At 42.7% G+C, this 19,488-nt stretch carries 16 protein-coding genes and 1 tRNA gene; 13 read left to right on the top strand and 4 right to left on the bottom strand.

Features of this window, described 5'->3' with window-relative positions; all coding sequences use genetic code 11:
- Positions 1 to 18 precede the first annotated feature (18 nt).
- Together FHS24_RS11950 and FHS24_RS11945 are read left to right on the top strand one after the other, a co-directional pair.
- The gene (locus tag FHS24_RS11950) at positions 19 to 159 is read left to right on the top strand and encodes a DUF2256 domain-containing protein (RefSeq protein WP_183621348.1); all 141 of its coding nucleotides are present in this window, start codon (positions 19 to 21) and stop codon (positions 157 to 159) included.
- Between the two features lie 26 nt (positions 160 to 185).
- Positions 186 to 686 (top strand): hypothetical protein, encoded by a 501-nt coding sequence (locus tag FHS24_RS11945; protein WP_183621347.1) that lies wholly within the window; start codon positions 186 to 188, stop codon positions 684 to 686.
- 99 nt (positions 687 to 785) lie between these two features.
- Here FHS24_RS11945 and metH read toward each other — a convergent pair whose 3' ends face one another.
- Positions 786 to 4,619 carry a methionine synthase gene (gene metH, locus FHS24_RS11940; protein ID WP_183621346.1) on the bottom strand — a complete coding sequence of 1,278 codons (3,834 nt, stop codon included), beginning with the start codon at positions 4,617 to 4,619 and terminating at the stop codon, positions 786 to 788.
- Positions 4,620 to 5,439: 820 nt separating this feature from the next.
- Between metH and FHS24_RS11935 the strand changes: the two genes are divergently transcribed.
- Both FHS24_RS11935 and FHS24_RS11930 read left to right on the top strand, forming a co-directional pair.
- Positions 5,440 to 5,994, top strand: coding sequence for a fasciclin domain-containing protein (locus tag FHS24_RS11935; protein WP_183621345.1), 555 nt, complete (start codon positions 5,440 to 5,442; stop codon positions 5,992 to 5,994).
- 423 nt (positions 5,995 to 6,417) lie between these two features.
- A complete protein-coding gene (locus FHS24_RS11930) occupies positions 6,418 to 7,026 on the top strand; it encodes a fasciclin domain-containing protein (RefSeq protein WP_183621344.1) in 609 nt (202 codons plus the stop codon).
- A gap of 254 nt (positions 7,027 to 7,280) precedes the next feature.
- Here FHS24_RS11930 and FHS24_RS11925 read toward each other — a convergent pair whose 3' ends face one another.
- Positions 7,281 to 8,831: an alanine/glycine:cation symporter family protein gene (locus FHS24_RS11925; protein WP_183621343.1), complete on the bottom strand. Its 1,551-nt coding sequence runs from the start codon at positions 8,829 to 8,831 to the stop codon at positions 7,281 to 7,283.
- Positions 8,832 to 9,836: 1,005 nt separating this feature from the next.
- On the opposite strand from FHS24_RS11925, the gene FHS24_RS11920 reads away from it, so the two are divergent.
- From FHS24_RS11920 to FHS24_RS11905, 4 genes are all read left to right on the top strand, one after another.
- Positions 9,837 to 10,469 (top strand): LemA family protein, encoded by a 633-nt coding sequence (locus tag FHS24_RS11920; RefSeq protein ID WP_183621342.1) that lies wholly within the window; start codon positions 9,837 to 9,839, stop codon positions 10,467 to 10,469.
- A gap of 148 nt (positions 10,470 to 10,617) precedes the next feature.
- Complete coding sequence (locus FHS24_RS11915) at positions 10,618 to 11,814, top strand: TPM domain-containing protein (protein ID WP_183621341.1); 1,197 nt, start codon at positions 10,618 to 10,620, stop codon at positions 11,812 to 11,814.
- 62 nt (positions 11,815 to 11,876) lie between these two features.
- Positions 11,877 to 12,401: a TPM domain-containing protein gene (locus tag FHS24_RS11910; RefSeq protein ID WP_183621340.1), complete on the top strand. Its 525-nt coding sequence runs from the start codon at positions 11,877 to 11,879 to the stop codon at positions 12,399 to 12,401.
- Between the two features lie 201 nt (positions 12,402 to 12,602).
- Complete coding sequence (locus FHS24_RS11905) at positions 12,603 to 13,601, top strand: adenosine deaminase (RefSeq protein ID WP_183621339.1); 999 nt, start codon at positions 12,603 to 12,605, stop codon at positions 13,599 to 13,601.
- A gap of 132 nt (positions 13,602 to 13,733) precedes the next feature.
- Here the strand turns inward: FHS24_RS11905 and FHS24_RS11900 are convergent, their stop codons facing one another.
- Positions 13,734 to 14,534, bottom strand: coding sequence for an SIR2 family NAD-dependent protein deacylase (locus FHS24_RS11900; protein ID WP_183621338.1), 801 nt, complete (start codon positions 14,532 to 14,534; stop codon positions 13,734 to 13,736).
- A 35-nt stretch (positions 14,535 to 14,569) separates the two neighbouring features.
- Here FHS24_RS11900 and FHS24_RS11895 point away from each other — a divergent pair, with 35 nt between their 5' ends.
- Positions 14,570 to 14,935 carry a hypothetical protein gene (locus tag FHS24_RS11895; protein WP_183621337.1) on the top strand — a complete coding sequence of 122 codons (366 nt, stop codon included), beginning with the start codon at positions 14,570 to 14,572 and terminating at the stop codon, positions 14,933 to 14,935.
- A gap of 155 nt (positions 14,936 to 15,090) precedes the next feature.
- On the opposite strand, the gene FHS24_RS11890 is transcribed toward FHS24_RS11895, so the two are convergent.
- Positions 15,091 to 15,167, bottom strand: a tRNA-Arg gene (locus tag FHS24_RS11890).
- 372 nt (positions 15,168 to 15,539) lie between these two features.
- Here FHS24_RS11890 and FHS24_RS11885 point away from each other — a divergent pair.
- The 4 genes from FHS24_RS11885 to queF all read left to right on the top strand — a co-directional run bounded on the left by FHS24_RS11885 (position 15,540) and on the right by queF (position 19,328).
- Positions 15,540 to 16,193, top strand: coding sequence for a c-type cytochrome (locus FHS24_RS11885; protein ID WP_183621336.1), 654 nt, complete (start codon positions 15,540 to 15,542; stop codon positions 16,191 to 16,193).
- 353 nt (positions 16,194 to 16,546) lie between these two features.
- Complete coding sequence (locus tag FHS24_RS11880) at positions 16,547 to 17,509, top strand: ABC transporter ATP-binding protein (protein ID WP_183621335.1); 963 nt, start codon at positions 16,547 to 16,549, stop codon at positions 17,507 to 17,509.
- Positions 17,510 to 17,526: 17 nt separating this feature from the next.
- A complete protein-coding gene (locus FHS24_RS11875; RefSeq protein WP_183621371.1) occupies positions 17,527 to 18,339 on the top strand; it encodes an ABC transporter permease in 813 nt (270 codons plus the stop codon).
- Positions 18,340 to 18,437: 98 nt separating this feature from the next.
- Entirely contained in the window at positions 18,438 to 19,328 is an 891-nt protein-coding gene (gene queF, locus FHS24_RS11870) for an NADPH-dependent 7-cyano-7-deazaguanine reductase QueF (protein ID WP_183621334.1), read from the top strand.
- Positions 19,329 to 19,488: the final 160 nt, after the last annotated feature.

Here is a 19,488-nt window from a genome sequence, read left to right as displayed (position 1 = left end):
GGAGCAAGGGAGCAGACGATGGCACATAAAAAAGTAAACTTACCACAAAAAATCTGCCCCGTCTGCCAGCGTCCTTTTACATGGCGTAAAAAGTGGGAAAAAGATTGGGAGCAGGTAATTTATTGTTCTGAGCGGTGTCGGCGGGGGAAAGTAAACTAAGTTACTCCAAAATATTAAGGCAAAGTATGAGCAAACATTTTGAACATTCAAGCTTCCGAGAAAAGCTTATTGAACATTTATTTATCGGTGAAATGCTTAAGTTATCGTGGCTAAAGGACGATTGTCAATTAGAAATCATAAAAACTGAAGTCGATAACGCAGGTTGCGATGTTGTTCTTGAAGACAATAATATTATTCGCCATATTCAACTAAAAACTTCAAAATTAGGTGCTAAAGCGTCAGGCCAAAAAGTGAATGTTCGCTTAGCCACTAAGCCTTCGGGATGTATTGTTTGGATAGTATTTGATGAAAATACTTTAGAGCTGTGCTCGTTTTATTTTTTTGGTGCTGAGGCTGGAAGGCCACTAACTGGACTAGAGAATGCTAAAGTTGCAAAACATACTAAAGCTAATGTGGATGGTTTAAAAGCTGAACGATCCAATATACGTATACTTAATAAAGGACAGTTTACTCGATACGATAGTATTGAAGATCTATATAAAGTTTTATTTTTTCCACAGAATTAGAGGTAATTCGATTCAAACCTTGGTCTGAATCGAATACTCTATAGTTTTTTAAAAATAGTGGTTTATTGATTATAAAATGAACATAACCAAATTATTAGCCTACAAATTCGGATTCAACCACTTCTCAGCAGTTTTCATATCCCAACCTTTACGCTCAGCATAACTCTCTAACTGATCGGTGCTGATTTTACCGACGTTGAAGTATTCACTCTCAGGATGCGAGTAGTAGAAGCCGCTGACCGATGAAGCAGGCCACATTGCATAGCTTTCAGTGAGTCTCGTGCCAATAGCATCAACCGTACCCAGCCAGTCAAAGAGTTTACCTTTTTCGGTATGTTCAGGGCAGGCAGGGTAGCCAGGTGCAGGGCGGATACCGACGTATTTTTCTTTAATCATCTCATCATTGCTGAGCGACTCAGTCGGTTGGTAGCCCCAATATTCTTTACGAATCAGCTCATGTAGGTGCTCGGCAAATGCTTCAGCTAAGCGGTCAGATAATGCCTGCACCATGATGGCATTATAGTCGTCACCAGCGGCTTTATACTTTTCAGCCAATGCTTCTGTCCCAACGATTGAGACCGTAAAGCCGCCAAGATGATCGGTATGAGCTTCCGATGGCGAGATAAAATCTGCTAAGCTAAAGTTTGGCTTGCCGCTGGCTTTATCGCTTTGTTGACGTAAATGCTCAAATTGATATTCTGCTGTGCCGCCCTCAGTGGGTGCTTTGTCATAGACGGTGACGGTATCGGCACCGGTACGACGGGCTGGCATGAGCTTAAAGACGCCTTTGGCAACGATTAACTTCTCATCAATCATTTTTTGCATCAAGTCATTAGCATTATCAAACAAATCGCGTGCGGCTTCACCAACCACCTCATCTTGCAAGATTTTTGGATATTTACCAGCAAGTCCCCAAGAGATAAAGAATGGCGTCCAGTCGATATAAGGCAGCAGGTTAGTGATGGGGTAATCATCAAATATCACTTGTCCGAGCTTATTAGGTACTGGCGGTACATAGTTGTCCCAATCATCTTTAAAACCAAGCTCTATCGACTCAGCATAAGATATTTTTGCCGCTTTCGGCTGACGCTTAGCAAGGCGCTCACGTACTTTAATGTACTCTTCTCGGGTCTCATCGATTAAGCCTTGACGGTGCTCTTTTGACAGAAGTTTAGTCACCACACCGACTGAGCGCGAGGCATCCGATACATAGATAACGGCATCGTTTTGGTATTGTGGCTCGACTTTGACTGCAGTATGCGCTTTAGAGGTCGTTGCCCCGCCAATCATCAAAGGTAGGGTCATGCCGCGCTCTTGCATTTGTTTAGCGACATAGACCATCTCATCGAGGCTTGGAGTAATCAGACCTGATAGCCCGATGATATCGACTTCCTCTGCGATAGCGGTATCAAGGATTTTTTCACAAGGTACCATCACGCCTAGATCGACGATGTCGTAGCCATTACAGCCAAGTACCACGCCGACGATATTTTTACCGATATCATGGACGTCACCTTTGACCGTCGCCATCAGGATTTTGCCTTTCTTTTCGCCCTCGACTTTTTCCGCTTCGATATACGGGTTTAGCCAAGCAACTGACTGCTTCATGACGCGCGCAGATTTCACGACTTGCGGTAAGAACATTTTACCGGCACCAAATAAGTCGCCGACGATATTCATACCGTCCATGAGCGGCCCTTCGATAACTTCTAGCGGTTTGGGATATTTCTCCCACGCCTCTTTGGTATCGGCATCGATAAAGGTCGTGATACCTTTTACTAAAGCATGAGCAATCCGCTCTTCGACGGTGCCTTCGCGCCATGACATATCGACGGTACTGTCTTTTTTCTTACCGCCGTCTTGATAGCTTTCAGCAATGGTCATCAACCGTTCGGTGGCATCTTGACCGCTCTCGCCTTGGTTGCGATTGAGCATGACATCTTCGATGGCATCACGTGCTTCCTTTGGAATATCGTCATACAGCTCAAGCATAGCAGGGTTAACGATACCCATGGTTAAGCCATTCTGAATCGCATGATAGAGGAATACAGAGTTGATCGCTTCACGAATTGGGTTACCACGGAAGCTGAACGAAACGTTAGAGACGCCGCCCGATACCATGGCATTTGGTAAGTTTTCCGTAATCCATTTGGTGGCATTAATAAAGTCCGCACCGTAGTTATTATGTTCAGTAATACCGGTCGCAACCGCAAAGATATTGGGGTCAAAGATGATGTCTTCCGATGGGAAGCCGACTTCATTGACCAAGACATCATAGCTGCGCTGACAAATCTGAATTTTACGCTCATAAGTGTCAGCTTGACCGTCTTCATCAAATGCCATAACGATAACTGCTGCGCCATAGCGCATGCAGAGCTTGGCACGCTCAACGAATTCGGCATGACCTTCTTTTAATGAGATAGAGTTAACGACACATTTACCTTGGGTACGTTTAAGCCCTTCTTCGATAATGTCCCATTTTGACGAGTCGAGCATCAACGGTACACGGCTGATATCTGGCTCGCCCGAGACCAAATTAACGAAATGAATCATCGCTTGCTTGGAGTCAAGCATGCCTTCATCCATGTTGATATCGACGATTTGCGCGCCACCTTCGACTTGGTCACGGGCGACATCGAGTGCTTCGGTATAGGCTTCGGTTTTGATTAAGCGTAAGAATTTCTTTGAGCCCGTCACGTTGGTACGTTCACCGACGTTGACGAATAGACTGTCTTTATTGATGGTAAAAGGTTCAAGTCCTGATAAGCGGCAGGCAGGCGCAATTTCAGGAATGACGCGTGGTGGATAATTTGCCACCATATTAGCGATTTGGCGAATGTGCTCAGGGGTTGTACCACAGCAGCCGCCGACGATGTTTAAGATACCGGCTTTGGCAAAGCCTTCAAGCAATGTTGTGGTTTCTCTAGCACTTTCATCGTACTCACCAAACTCATTGGGCAGACCAGCATTTGGATGCGCGGAAACATAAGTATTGGCAATATTAGATAATGTTTGGATATGCGGACGTAGCGCATCAGCACCTAATGCACAGTTAAAGCCAACCGATAGCGGTTTTGCATGGCGAATCGAGTTATAAAATGCTTCAGCCGTTTGACCTGATAAAGTACGACCTGACGCATCGGTAATCGTGCCCGAAATCATAATCGGTAACTCAAACCCAATATCATCAAACACGCCGGTTACCGCAAATATGGCTGCCTTGGCATTTAGCGTATCAAAGATGGTCTCGATTAAAAGAATATCAACGCCGCCTTCTATCAGTGCTAGCGTCGCCTCACGATAGTTCAGCACTAACTCATCAAAGGTAATATTACGAAAAGCTGGGTCATTAACATCAGGAGATAATGAACAGGTACGCGACGTTGGACCAATGACGCCTGCGACAAAGCGTGGCTTTTCTGGGGTCTTGGCGGTAAATGCATCAGCCGCTTCGCGTGCAATTTTGGCAGCCGTTTTATTCAGCTCTGGCACCAGATGTTGCATATTATAGTCGGCCATCGACAGACGCGTACCATTAAAGCTATTGGTCTCAATAATATCCGCACCAGCTTCCAGATGGGCGATATGAATCTCTTTAATCATTTGCGGCTGCGTGAGTACCAGTAAATCATTATTACCGCGTACGTCTTGCTCAATATCGGTAAAACGCTCACCACGATAATCCGCTTCTTCCAACTTATAGTTCTGAATATGCGTGCCCATCGCCCCATCTAACATCAAAATCCGTGACGCCATCTGCTCGGTGATACGAGCGCGCACGTTCTGTTGCTGCGCCTTATAGGGGAATACAGCAGGCGGCGTGAGAATAAAGTCATTAGCCGTGTTTGATGCATTAGCTATATCTGCATTGGCTAAATCAGTATTGCTATTAGCGGAAGGGGAGGTCGATGATGTTGTGGTTTGTTGAGTCATAGGAGCGCTGCTTATAGAGTCAAGATAATAAAGGGGATGAGGTAAAATCGTTCAATATTTTTTAGCATTAGCTTAATAAGTTGACTGAGTAATAAAATAGGGCGTTCAAATAATATACTTCATAAAATAGCGGCTTAAAACCGATAAGTAAATCTGAATTATTCTAGCATGAAATGCCTATGAATCACGGGATTGCGCTTATTCTGCTTTGGTAAAACCATTACAGCCATCGCATTCAAGCATATTTAAAATTTGGCGTTTTACAAATTGCTTTAAGATTAAACGTGCCATGGCTCAGGCATGATAGCTTTAGATTCTATTGCATAGATTCTATTAGATAATGACATTTGGTACAAATGAATATCCTTTCACGCAATGATTACACAAAGCTTTGCTTTCAATCGTGAAACTCTAATTATTCACCTAAAATACTGACAGAACTTACATCGATAGCACAAAAAGTAGCGTAAACGTAAATTTATAACGCTTAGCTATATGTTAATTTAAATTCAGAAGGATTGATGTTTCATAAGCAATGCTTATTAGTAAATGTTAATAGTTTCTATTCGTGTGTGCTTAATAATTCGAACCTTAAACATTAAAGAGGTTACGACAAGCTCTAAGCAATTTTCATGAAGACGATTTGTCAAAAGTGAAACTTAAAGGCTAAGAACGAGCACATGAGATAAGGGGTAATTTTTGAACCGTGATTTTTTAAGCAATGATTTTTAAGCAATAGCTCTAAGGAAAGACAATTTGACTGTAAGACAGTCATAAAAACCCAATAAATTATAGTCATTCAATCATTAAGGACAATGTTATGAAACTAGTTAAAATCGCCACCCTTGGCACACTGGCACTTTCTATCGCAGGTCTTAGCGCTTGTAATAATATGATGCCAACCAAAACCCCAACTATGAAAGCACCGATGCATAGCCAATCTACTGCCAGTATGAATGTGGTACAAATTGCTCAAAGCAATCCAGATTTTTCACTATTGGTAGAAGCCTTGCAAGCAGCAGATTTGGCAGGTGCATTGTCTGATACGAGTGCAAGCTATACGATATTGGCACCGACCAATGCCGCCTTTGCTCAAGCATTACAAGAAACTGGCATGACCAAAGCCGAGCTGTTTGCCAATAAGCCATTGCTCACTAAGATTTTAACTTACCATGTGCTAAAAGGTAATACCCCCGTTTATCAAAAACACGTCAGACCCGGTAATTACACCATGCTAAGTACAGATACGTTGGTCATTACGCCAGAAGGAAGACTCATGGATGAAAATGGTCGCATAACCAAGATTCTAAAAACCGATATCGCCGCGAGTAATGGGGTGGTGCATGTGGTTGACAGAGTTTTGATGCCTAAGTAGGTGATTAAGTAAGTTATATAAATTCAAACAAGCATTTAATAAACTGCTTATTTAGCTAGTACACAAGACAAGCTCACATACTACGAATGCTATCGATAGCATATAAACCGAAAATGGTTTATATGCTAAAAATGGTTATTAACCTAACAACGGCTTTGTACACGTGATCGATACAGTGTTGCTACCTAAGTAAGCACCAATTAAAAAACAATCAGCTACTATGGTAGTCATTGAAATCGTTGGCTTATTTCTAAAATTTACTTATTAACTAAGTGTTTAATTATTAAAATTTTACCTATCCATTAAATTACTTATTTATAAGCACTCATTCACGAACTACTTACTCAGATCCTTATCCATCTTCCAACCCTCATCAATTCGTAAACATTCATTCACCAACCATTTAATCCAAAGGAATACCCTATGTTAAAGAAGAGCCTATTATCTATCGCCGTCGTTACTGCTGCACTGTCACTAGCTGCTTGTAACGATAAAGAAGCCGTTACCGAGCCAGTTGAGTCAGAAGCGACTGCTGACGTCGTTGTTGAGCCAGAAGTTGCCCCTGAAGCGATGGCCGAAGCAGATGCGACTGCCATGCCAGCAGATATGGCTACTCAAAGCATTGGCGAGATGGCTGCCGGCAATGAAAATCTAACCATTTTGACGGCAGCACTACAAGCCGCTGATCTTGATGATATGATGATGGCAGAAGGTCAGTACACAGTATTTGCACCAACTGATGATGCCTTTGCTGCTTTACTAACCAAGCTTAATATCACCAAAGAACAGCTATTAGCAGATAAAGAAATGCTCACTAGCGTCCTGACTTACCATGTCGTACCGATGGTAGTAAAAGCCGCTGACATCCCTTATGGCGATGCTATCGAAACCGCAAATGGTCAAACGTTCTCTATCAGCGATGCTAACGTCATTACTGATGCGAGCGGCAACACTGCCAATATCGTTGGCACAGATATGATGGCGACCAATGGTGTAGTCCATGTTATTGATAATGTACTGTTACCTAAATAAGCTGATTTTATCGCTATAAACAATAATAAAAGTATCTAAGAAGCCCAGCCATCGAGCTGGGCTTTTTTTGTATTTAATGTCTTATTTAATGTCTCATCGCAAAATACGTCACTGTCTTTATGACAAAATTATGCGCATGAAAAAGCCCGAGACAATGGTCTCGGGCTTTTTGTTTTTATCGATGCTATCAATGTTATCAATGCAATACTATTGATGTCATCGATATGGCTTAGATAGCACTACAGTAGAGTGAATTATAGACGCTCTTTATGTAGCGGATCTTGTGCCGCCATTCTTTGTTGCTGTTTTAGATGACGCTCTTCCCAATAAGGCGCGTTTTTGATACCGAATTTTGCTGGATCAAAAGTATAGTGCTTCACGCCAGCTTTACGCTGTGCTTCATAATCTTTAAGCATGGTAAGCGTTGGACGTGCCACAAAGAAGATAACCAAAATACCAACGATATTAAGCCAAGCCATCAGACCAACACCGATATCACCAATTGCCCAGATATAACCAGCTGAGTTAAGACCACCGTAGGCAACCATCACCATGATTAGCACTTTAACTAAGAATAGACCGGTTTTATTGGCACCGCGGCTGATAAAGCGCGTTAAGTACGCAACGTTTACTTCAGCGATATAGTAGTAAGCCAAGATGGTGGTAAAGGCAAAGAAGAATACGGCGATAGCGATAAAGGTGTTACCAAATTGACCGTATACTGATTCCATTGCCATCTGTGTAAAGGCAGGTGAGTTAATCTCAACGCCCGCAGCAACATTTTGTACGATGAACTGACCGTCAGGTAGCGTACCTTGAATGTTATAAGTGCCCATGGTCAAAATCATAAAGGCAGTTGCAGAACATACTAACAGGGTATCGACATAGACTGAAAATGCCTGTACTAGACCTTGCTGTGATGGATGCTCAACTTCGGCCGCACCAGCAGCATGAGGACCTGTACCTTGACCTGCTTCGTTAGAGTAAATACCACGTTTTACACCCCAACCGATGGCCGCACCAAAACCAGCTTGAGCGGTAAATGCATCACCAATGATTAAGCCAAATACTTCTGGAATCATCTGGTAGTTTGTAAACATGATGACTAATGCTAGGCCGATATAACCCAGCGCCATAAAAGGAACCGCATACTCAGTAAAGGTTGCGATACGTTTAATACCACCAAAGATAATAATCGCAAGTACCACTAGAATGATGCCCAATGCGACAAGACGCATAGAGCCGACTTCTAAGCTACCGATATTCATCACGGTGCCTTCACCCATGACTTGTGCAAAGGCATTGATAACGCCGTTTGCTTGCACACCAGGTAAGAACATACCACAAGCTAAGATAGACGCGATGGCAAAAATAATGCCATACCAGCGTTGACCAAGCGCACGCTCAAAGTAATAAGCGGGACCACCACGATATTCGCCAGTGATGACGTCTTTTTCTTTATAAATCTGGGCAAGGGTTGATTCGACATAAGCGGTAGATGCGCCTAAGAACGCCACAACCCACATCCAAAATACCGCACCAGGACCACCGAAGCCGATAGCCGCTGCTACCCCTGCGATGTTACCCATACCCACACGTCCCGCAAGCGAAACGGCCAGTGCCTGAAATGATGAAATACCCTGTGCACTCGACTTACCTTTAAATAGTAAGCTGATCATTTCACTGAATAAACGTACTTGTACGAAGCGCGTCATGATGGAATAAAATAAACCTGCGCCCAAGCATAAATAAATTAATGCCGGGCTCCAGATAATTCCGTTTACTACATTAACTAAACTTTCCATATGTATATATTCCTAGTACTGTCTCAAAGTGGCTATATATGATGATGCTTAGAGTAAGTTTGCTATTTAATTTCCTTATTAAAACCAACTTCTCAAATAATCGGCATCTACTTAAACCTATCAATTAAGTCTCATACGCGCTTAGCCACTAAGAATGGACTGTAGTTTTCTGTCTTTATCCGCTGGCTCTATTAGCAATATTGATCGTCGGCAAGCGCTTATTAGCACTAGCTAGTAATCAAAATCGCTCCTTATTAACTGCTTATTTATAAATGGTAATAAATGAGCGACGGTTGCTATTTTTATCTATCTTTTTGCGGTCTGATAACGACGATATTTTGTCATTACATTACAAATGCTTAAGTAGTTATCTATAGACCAGCGGATAAAGCAGGCGGTTATAATATTAAATCTCCATCCTCAAGGTGATGGCAATCCACTTTCTATGAGCCATATCGGTCGCTTATATCTCTATGCTAATATTGATAAGCAAGCATCTGTTCGCTTATCAATCCTTTTTTAAGGAGCTGTTATCGGCCCTCTAGTACCAAAAAGGTAACAAGTCCACTACCAAATGTATTCAAACCGTACGGCTACGTAACTGCAATTTGCCATATTTTTTAGCCAATTACTAGAATTTTCTTTATAAATGCATTTATATAGTAGCGCTTAATGGAACTGGTTTTCTTATAGAGAGTGATAGAACCCTTTGTTTATCAGGCTTTTTTTAATACTTATTCGATGCTTTCGGAAATATCGTTAGGAGTTGTGAATCATGAAAGGCCAAAAAAAGCGCTAAAACTCTTGCTAGGAGCAGTGCTTTTGCGGTTGTGTTTTGGTAACGATGAATTGTAAAAGTAACGTGATAACGCCATTATTAGCACAATGTATTTCAGGCGACACATTTGTAGAGGAGGATATATAAGCCTATATAAATGTGTATGATTAAAAAAGTGCTTAAAAAAACGTCTTGTTTGTTATTTATCATCTTTAGGAGAGTCAAAAATGACGCGTAAATCTATCGTAAAACCTATGTTGCTATCAGCCGTATTGGCCACTTCTACCGTTGGTCTGACAGGTTGTGGTTATAACAATCTGCAAGCGCAAGATGAGCAAGTCACTGCGTCGTGGTCGGAGGTGGTCAACCAATACCAGCGCCGCTCAGACTTGGTGCCAAATTTAGTTAAAGTTGTGCAGCAATATGCAGAGCAAGAACAAGAAGTATTTACCCAAGTTGCTGCAGCGCGCTCACAAGCTGGCGGTATCACCATCACTCCAGAGCTGCTCAATGACCCTGAAGCGATGGAGCGTTATGCTGCCGCCCAAGACCAAATGACTGGGGCACTATCACGCTTAATGGCGGTTTCTGAGCGTTACCCTGATCTAAAGTCAGATGCGTTGTTCCAAGACTTGCAGGCTCAGCTTGAAGGTACGGAAAACCGTATCGCTGTCGCGCGTAACCGTTATATTCAAGAAGTTCAAGGCTATAACACCACAGTGCGCCAGTTCCCAACCAATATCACTGCCAAAGTATTTGGTATGGATGCAAAGCCAAACTTTAGCGTTGCCAATGAAAAAGAGATATCGACTGCACCTAGTGTAGACTTTGGTGATGACAATACGAAGACAGCTCAGTAAAGTGCAGTAAAATAAAATCGTGGCGGATAAAAAGGAGTGTTTATAGTGAGTATGTCTATTGAAGGCTTTCATATCCGCCGCGTTGCCGTTAGCTTGGTTTTGTAGCCATTAATTTAGTCCAGATGTTATTTGAGGTGGTATAGATTAGATGAATAATTCAAAAGCACTTTTATCCGCATTGTTATTCACACTAAGCATCGCTAGTGGCTCTGTGCTGCATGCTGCGCCCAATACCGATGCTAATACCAACGATAATATTGCTGTCGCTAGCGATAGCGCCTCAGATATGCAAAATCGTAGTGTTGAGGATTTGGTAGCGATTGCAAAAGCTGCCGAGTCTAACGAAGCCATTAACGATGCCGTCTTAGGTAACGAAGCAATTAATGAGGCTATCCTTGGCAATGATGCTATTAATCCCAATGCGGCAAACGCTAATAATGGTAATAGCGACAATACGGCAGGCGCGTCGACAGCCACTAAACCACCTGTGCAGTCGAGTGCCGAAAGTGTCGATGCTGATAAGCTTATCCTGAATTCACCCGTTATTGATCAAGCCAATATCTTAAACCCGCAAGAAAAACAACGCTTAGAAGCGCAGCTAAGAAATATCTATCAGCAAGGCTTGGCGCAAGCCGCAGTTGTTATCGTACCGACGACTAATGGCATACCGATATTTGATTATGCGTTACAGGTTGCAGAAAAATGGCAGCTTGGTAATAAAGACATTGATGATGGCTTACTGATAGTCGTTGCCGTCAACGACCGTGATATGTATATTTTAACCGGTTATGGGCTAGAGGGTGTATTACCTGATTCTGCGGTCAATCGTATTATTCGTGAAGATATCACACCACTATTTAAGCAAAATGACTATGGAGCTGGGATATTGGCGGGCGTTGGCGCCTTACAAACTCGTCTGACAGCTGACCCTGAAGTGTTGGCACGTGCCGATGCGCAAGCGTCTGAACGTAGTCAAAGCCAAAGTGATCTCGGTGACAGTCCATCACCGGTGTTTTTATTCGTGATGGCGATGATATTTGGTAGCTTTATTACCAGTATCTTTGGTCGCATATTCGGCTCTATTCTGACTGCCGGTGGCTTCTTTGCAGGTTCGCTTGCCTTGGGCGGCGGTTTCTTTATGACCTTAATTATGGCGATATTTTTATGGCTGTTTTTAATTTCGCGCGGCTCAGGTGGCGGGCGCGGTGGTCGTGGAGGACGCGGCGGCGGTGGCATGGTGTTCTTACCCGGTATGGGTGGTAGTAGTGGCGGTGGTTTTGGTGGCGGCGGCTTCGGAGGTGGCGGTGGTGGCTTTGGCGGCGGCGGCGCGGGCGGTTCTTGGTAAAAGCTTGTTAGGTTCAGACATTAGATGACTGCCAGCAATGGCGTACTTGAGGAAATAATATAATGGTAAAAAGCAATTCGTCGCAGGCAAGTTTTGCTCGTTGGTGGCGTCAAGTACTGTTTGTCCCTATGCTGCATAGCAAATGGCTCACGCCAGCGGCTAAAGCTCGCTTGACAGAGCAGGTGACGTTGGCTGAGCGTGGGCATCGCGGTGAGGTGTTTTTAATTATAGAAAATCACTTACCTATTCAAGATGCCTATCGTCTTGACTGTCGTGATCGGGCGATTGATTTGTTTAGTGAATATCGCGTTTGGGATACCGAAGAAAATACTGGCGTTTTAATATACGTCAACATCTGCGAGCATAAGCTGGAAATCGTCGCGGATCGCGGTATCAGCACGCATGTGAGCCCGACCGTGTGGCGCGCTATGTGCGAAAAAGCGGTCTCAGGTATTGCCAATCAAAAAACTGAAGAAAGCTTGGCGGAGCTGCTAGATGAGGTAGGTCAGTTATTGCGCCAGTATTATCATCTAGGCGATGACCCGGCTGGTAATGAGCTATCTGATACCGTGGTATTTTTAAAGTAGTATTTTAATACTATATTTTTGAAATGGCTTTTATGCAGTAGCCCTTATTATAAAGTCACCTTTATGAAGTCGTGTTTATAGCTGAATGCAAGGGTTTGCTGTTTGTCTATAGGGTTTTACGGCCAATTGAAATATAATAGCCTTTATAAATATATACCGCTGACAAACGCAGCGCTTAATAAAAGCCATTACTGGAACACTATGATTGAATTAATAAAGAAATTACCCAAAGCAGAACTGCATTTACATATTGAAGGCTCATTAGAACCAGAGCTGATGTTCAGATTGGCAAAAAAAAATAATATAGACATCCCTTATAATGACATTGAGGATGTACGCCGCGCCTATAATTTTACCAATCTACAAACCTTTTTAGATATCTACTATGCAGGTGCCAATGTCCTGATTACCAAAGACGATTTCTACGATTTAACGTGGGAATATATTCTAAAATGTGTGGAAGACAACGTCATTCACACAGAAATATTTTTTGATCCGCAAACGCACACCGCAAGGGGCGTGCCTTTTGAAGCCGTTATTACGGGTATCAAAGAGGCGCTCGCTGATGCTAAAGAAAAGTATGGTATCACCTCTTGCATTATCATGTGTTTTTTGCGCCATTTATCGCAAGAAGACGCATTTGAGACCTTAGAAGAAGCGATGGCATTTAAAGACGATATTATCGGTGTTGGTCTTGATTCTTCGGAGCTAGGTAACCCTCCTGCCAAGTTTAAAGAAGTCTTTAAAAAGGCAAAAGAAGCGGGTTTTAAATTGGTTGCTCATGCTGGTGAAGAAGCAGATTTTTCGTATATTTATGAAGCGTTAGATTTACTGGATATCAGCAGAATCGATCACGGTGTGCAATCGATAAAAAGTGCCACATTGATGCAACGCCTAAAAGAGGAGCAAATGCCGCTGACGGTTTGCCCAAATTCCAATATCGAGCTCAAAGTTTTTGACAGCTATCAAGAGCATAATATCAAAGCGCTGCTAGATTATGGTCTTAATGTGAGTGTCAACTCCGACGATCCTGCTTATTTCAAAGGCTATATCAATCAAAATTTTATCAATTTAGTTAAGAATCTGCCACTAACGGAAAACGATATCATTACTTTGGTAAAAAACTCTTTTAGATCTTCTTTTATAGATGATGAATTAAAAGAAACGTACTTAGCGAGAGTTGATCTTGCGCTGCAATAAGCATTGATCTAGTAAGGCACTGATTGAATAAAGCACTGACTGCATATATCTTTAATAATAAAGGCTTAACGGTTGATATAAATCTTTAAGACTTTTGTTTTGTCATTTGCTATTATTTTTAAGGTTAAGCGACTACAGCGCCGTGATTTTTTGGATTAATAACGGCATCACCATTCCTGCTTTTTCCGCTAAGTTGATATCAACAATAGTATTGGGTGTCGGATTTGGGTTTATCTCGATGATTTTGGCAGCATTATCTTTTGCTAGTTGTGCCAGCCCAGCGGCAGGATAGACGAGACTTGATGTACCAATACTGATAAACACTTCGCAATTAGCCGCTGCCTCTTCTGCCGTCTCCCATGCTTGCACAGGTAACGCTTCACCAAACCACACAATATCCGGTCTGATATAACCATCACAATGCGGGCAGCTAATCAGCTCCTCATTATAATCCATAGTGTCGGCGCTGCTATATGAGCCTCTAGACTGCTTTTGATAAGGTGTCTTACATTGGCTACAGCGATTGCGCCATAAATGTCCATGCAGATGAGTGATCGTACTGCCAGCTTGTTCATGCAAGTCATCGACATTTTGAGTAATAAGTGTTATGTGCTGGCCAGATGAGTGGCTATGGTATTGCCACTGCGCTAAGGCGTCATGGGCAGGATTTGGTTTTTTATCAGCGACCACTTGTCTGCGCCACTGATACCATGACCAAACCAAATTTGGGTCACGTACAAAGGCCTCAGGCGTCGCCAAATCTTCAGCGCCGTAGTTTTCCCATAGGCCTGTTTGCTTATCTCTAAAAGTGGGAATACCGCTTTCTGCCGAAATCCCTGCGCCTGTTAAAATACAAATACGCCGTTTTGTCCCAAGTAGTTTGGCAGCACGTTCGACTTCTGCTATTAACGCTGCTGATAATTCTGCTAACATGACCTAACCCTTATTAACGATGGATATAGACTTCTATGATAGATGGAATGTGGTGGCTTGTCATATTGTTCGCAGTCGTTGTTGGATTATGGTTTTTGGCAAAATCACGCGCACCGAAAACCGCTGATAAGCATAGTCCAAAGTCAAAATGTATGAAAATACCGATAAATGATGCGATACAAAAAACCTCAGAGTTGTTAAAGCAGCATTTTCCTGACTACCGTGTCAATCGTAAAGCCAATCATTTGCTTATCACTAAGCAAGATAAAAAGATTGCCATGATTACGATTGATAAAAAGATTGCCGCCGGTCAGCGCCGTTTGGGTGACGTACCCGTGATTAATTATCACCGTGTACCTAGCCGCGCTCAATTAACTGCGAATTTACAGGATGCAGAGTAGAATTATATAGATTGAGTAGATTTAACAACTCTATGTACAACATTTCATAGACGTTAGGGCACAGTTATAGGCAGCAGTTAAGAACGCCAAGAGCTGCTGTTGTAGAGGTGATGGGTGAGATTAGGAAAAGGTAAAATACTACTGATTATGGTGATTGGTGCGCTCGGCGGGAATCGAACCCACGACCCTCGGCTTCGGAGACCGATACTCTATCCAACTGAGCTACGAGCGCATAATTTATTGACTAAAACCGTACTAATTAACGCCCTGTATAAACGAGGATAATTAGCTGTCGTTAATACTGCGAGACGTCTAAAAATTAAGACCGCTTAGTCTAACAAATAAAAGCCATAAAGCCAACGAATGAAGGTCGCTATTGAGGTTTTTTAAGAAAAAACACTATAGTCAGCAAACAGGCATGGCAATCTACCTGTCTTTTCCCTTATAATGTCAGGGAGAATCCATATTTATAATCACCGATTACAAGCGCGCCTGCATGCGGGATGGCTGTTTGCTATTGATAACTGGTTTGGTTGTCAAAGGAGGACAGACAGAATGTCCAAGCCGTGTCGGCCCTTGTATACGCAATAAGAGAACGTGACGAATGAGAAAAGTAGTTATGTTATCGGCAGCTGCCATTCTAGGAATCGCTAGTATCGCTGTGAGCCAAGCTGAAAGTGTTGTAGACACTCCTGTAACCATATCTGATGTTGCAGAAGGGCAAGACGTTGTCGAAAATGCACCGCAAAAACTGGGTGATGATACCCAAGCGGCTGCAGATACCACCGATGGGGCTGCACCTGCTGATGACGCTGCAACAGCAACAGACGGCGCTGATGCCGCTGCAGCACCTGCTGCTGAAGAGCCAATTCCAGAGGACACGCCGCAAGTACAAAAGCTTATTGCTTTGTATCCTAATTTGATTGCTCGTATTCAGCCTGTTGCCAAAGTATGTTTTGAAGACGATGAAGTGTGTGATGTGACTGCACGTTCTGCTGGTCCAGCTGCAGGCGATGGTCCTCGTGATGGTAAAGATGTTTATAACGCTGTTTGCCAAACTTGTCATGCGTCAGGCTTACTTGGCTCACCTATGTTAGGTGACGCTGGCGCTTGGGGACCACGTATCGCAAAAGGTAAAGATACCTTGTATACCCACGCTATTAATGGCTTTAACGCCATGCCTGCCAAAGGCGGCGCGGATATTCCTGACGAAGAAGTGCAAAGCGCGGTTGATTATATGATTGACGAAGCAAGCTAGTTTTTATTAGTTAATAAGCTGCATTTAGCCAAATGGTTTGTAGACTTATAAATTTATTAGCATTACTGCTGCTTTAGGTTAATCAAACCGTATCAGCATGATTATTGCTAGTAAGTCTATTCAGCCCTTTAGCACCTGCATTGATAAAGCGTCTATTTCATTTAATGAGGTAGGCGCTTTTTTAATGATGAGTATTATCAATATGATACTTCTCATAGGGCACAGTTGAAATTCATTGCTGGCAGCCTCATTTTATGACATTACATCGTCTCTTCTAGATATTAGTATACTAAAAATAACAGTATGCCAAAAATCGCTGTTCATATAAATTTATAACCAATAAAGAGGTATTCATGTCTGAGGTACCAGCACTTGCTATCCAGAATTTATCCAAAACCTATAGCAATGGGTTTTCGGCACTCAAAGATGTCAGTTTAACCGTCCCGCAGGGTGGTTTTTTTGCGCTGCTTGGGCCAAATGGTGCTGGTAAGTCAACGATGATTGGCATTATTAGCTCACTCTTTAAGCCTACCACTGGTAGCGTGAAGATTTTTGGAACAGATTTGCTAGAGAACCCTTCGATGGCCAAGCAATATCTTGGGGTCGTGCCGCAAGAGTTTAACTTTAATCAGTTCGAAAAAGTGGAAGACATCTTGATTACTCAGGCGGGTTACTTTGGTATTTCTGCCAAAGAAGCACGTCCACGGGCTAAGCGCTTACTGACGGCGCTTGGGCTATGGGACAAGCGTGATAGTAAATCACGTGAATTATCAGGCGGTATGAAACGCCGTTTGATGATTGCCCGCGCCTTGATTCATAAGCCAAAGCTATTGATTCTTGATGAGCCAACGGCTGGTGTCGATATCGAACTGCGCCGCTCTATGTGGGAGTTTATGCAGCAGATTAATATCGAAGAAAACACCACTATTATCTTGACCACTCACTACCTAGAAGAAGCAGAGCAGCTGTGTAAGCGCATTGCAATTTTGGATCATGGTGAGATTCGTATTAATACCGAAATGAAGGACTTGCTTGCTCAATTGTCAGTTGAGACTTTTGTTTTTGATTTAGACACGCCCCTCACTCGTCAATTAGATTTGACTGGGATAACGGGATTGTCGCAGCCTGATGAGCAGACGCTGGAAGTGACCTTAACAGAAGGCGAGTCATTAAACGGCGTGTTTGACCAATTATCGGAGCAAGGTATTACCGTAGCGAGTATGCGTAACAAAGCCAACCGCTTAGAAGAGTTATTTATGCGCTTGGTAGATAAAAATATCGAAAGTGCAGACAGTATGAAGGAGGCAGGACTATGAGTCAGGACATGAGTGATATGAATAAAGCACAACAGGTATCTCGTCCTCATGACGGCTTAACCATTGCCCAAAAGTGGATTGCATTTCGTACTATTTTAGTCAAAGAAGTGCGCCGGATTTTACGTATTTGGCCGCAAACGTTGTTGCCACCAGTCATCACCATGAGCCTATACTTTGTCATCTTTGGTAAGATGATTGGACCACGTGTCGGTGAAATGGGCGGCGTGCCGTATATGCAGTTTATCGTGCCTGGTCTGATTATGATGTCGATTATCACCAACAGCTATTCTAACGTGGTTTCGAGCTTCTTTAGTGCCAAATTTACCGCCAGTATCGAGGAGCTTTTGGTCTCGCCTGTGTCCAAGCATGCTATTTTGATGGGTTATATCAGTGGTGGTATCTTTCGCGGACTGGCAATTGGTATTATAGTCTCGATAGTGGCGCTATTCTTTACCGACCTTGGTATTGAGCATTTATTTGTAACGATATTTACCGTATTGGGTACGTCTATTTTGTTTTCATTGGGCGGTTTCATTAATGCTGTCTTTGCCCGCTCTTTTGATGATATCTCTATCATTCCAAGTTTTGTGTTAACGCCACTGACCTATCTTGGTGGGGTATTTTACTCAATGGAGAATCTGTCACCACTTTGGCAAAATATCTCATTATTGAACCCGATTGTTTATATGGTGAATTCGTTCCGTTATGGCATCTTAGGGTATTCTGATGTCAATGTCTGGTATTCGATGGCAGCTATTTTTGTCTTCTGTGCGATATTTTATACCATCGCTTATCGCTTGCTGAGTAATGGCTCGCGTGTGCGCTTGTAGTATTTGCAGTTTAAAAGGTCATGCTTTTACTGCCTATTTGACCTGATTGGTAATTAAATATTTTGTTAAATTTTAACGCTTTAATATTAGGAAGGTAAATGAGTATTCACGGTATCTTGGGTGAGCAAACTACCGACTATCCGACTGAGTATAGTCCAGAGACGCTTTATCCAATTGCTCGTAGTATGGGGCGTGATGTCATTAGCTGGCATGATGAAAGGCTAGCAGTGGGCGTTGATTGGTGGCAAGCATTTGAGCTGTCTTGGTTGAATCCCCAAGGTATCTCACAAGTTGCCATTGCCCGATTTGGTATTCCAGCAAGCTCACCATTTATCGTTGAGTCAAAATCACTCAAGCTCTACTTAAACAGTATTAACTTTACTGAATTTGCCAGCTGGGACGACGTGCAAGCGCTGATAGTCAAAGATTTATCAGCATGCGTACAAGCAGAGGTACAGGTTGAGTTGTTTAACTTAGATGACGATTTATATGGTGAGGCAACAGGGCTGTTGATTGCACAGCCTAATGGCATCTGTATTGATGAGGCGCTTGCAAATAGCAGCGAGAAAGTAGCACTAACGGAACATCCTGATGTGTCATTATTATCTAATGATACTGAGCGTAGTTTAGAAGATTTTCAAAAAAGCTCTCAAAACAGTAGTGAACCCTTTAGCTTTTATTCTAACTTGTTGCGCAGTAATTGTCCGGTGACCAATCAGCCAGATTGGGGCACGTTGGCAGTTTCTATAACTAGTAATAAAACAATTAATGAAGCCAGCATCCTGCGTTATATCTTAAGCTTCCGTCAGCATAATGGTTTCCATGAGCAGTGTGTCGAGCAGATATTTGCTGATTTGAGTCAGTATTATCAGCCAACTGAGCTGATAGTTCGCGCTTGGTATACGCGCCGTGGTGGTATCGATATCAATCCTTGTCGTGTCAGTGATATAAGCTTACTGCCACAGCCAAGCCGCTTAATTCGACAGTAACTAAGAAAATTAGCTTTTCTTCATTTACTGAGCACTCAGTTTAGACATAAAAAAAAGCGCCTATCTGAACTGAACCCCATAAGTTGGACACAACTTATGGGGTATTTTTATGCGTTACGATCTAGACTTTAAAATGCAAGTTATCGCATACTATCGGCAA

Source organism: Psychrobacter luti (assembly GCF_014192115.1).
Classification (GTDB): Bacteria; Pseudomonadota; Gammaproteobacteria; order Pseudomonadales; family Moraxellaceae; genus Psychrobacter; species Psychrobacter luti.
The sequence above is the reverse complement of the archived record's forward strand: the minus strand, read 5'-3'. Positions and strand labels throughout refer to the sequence as shown.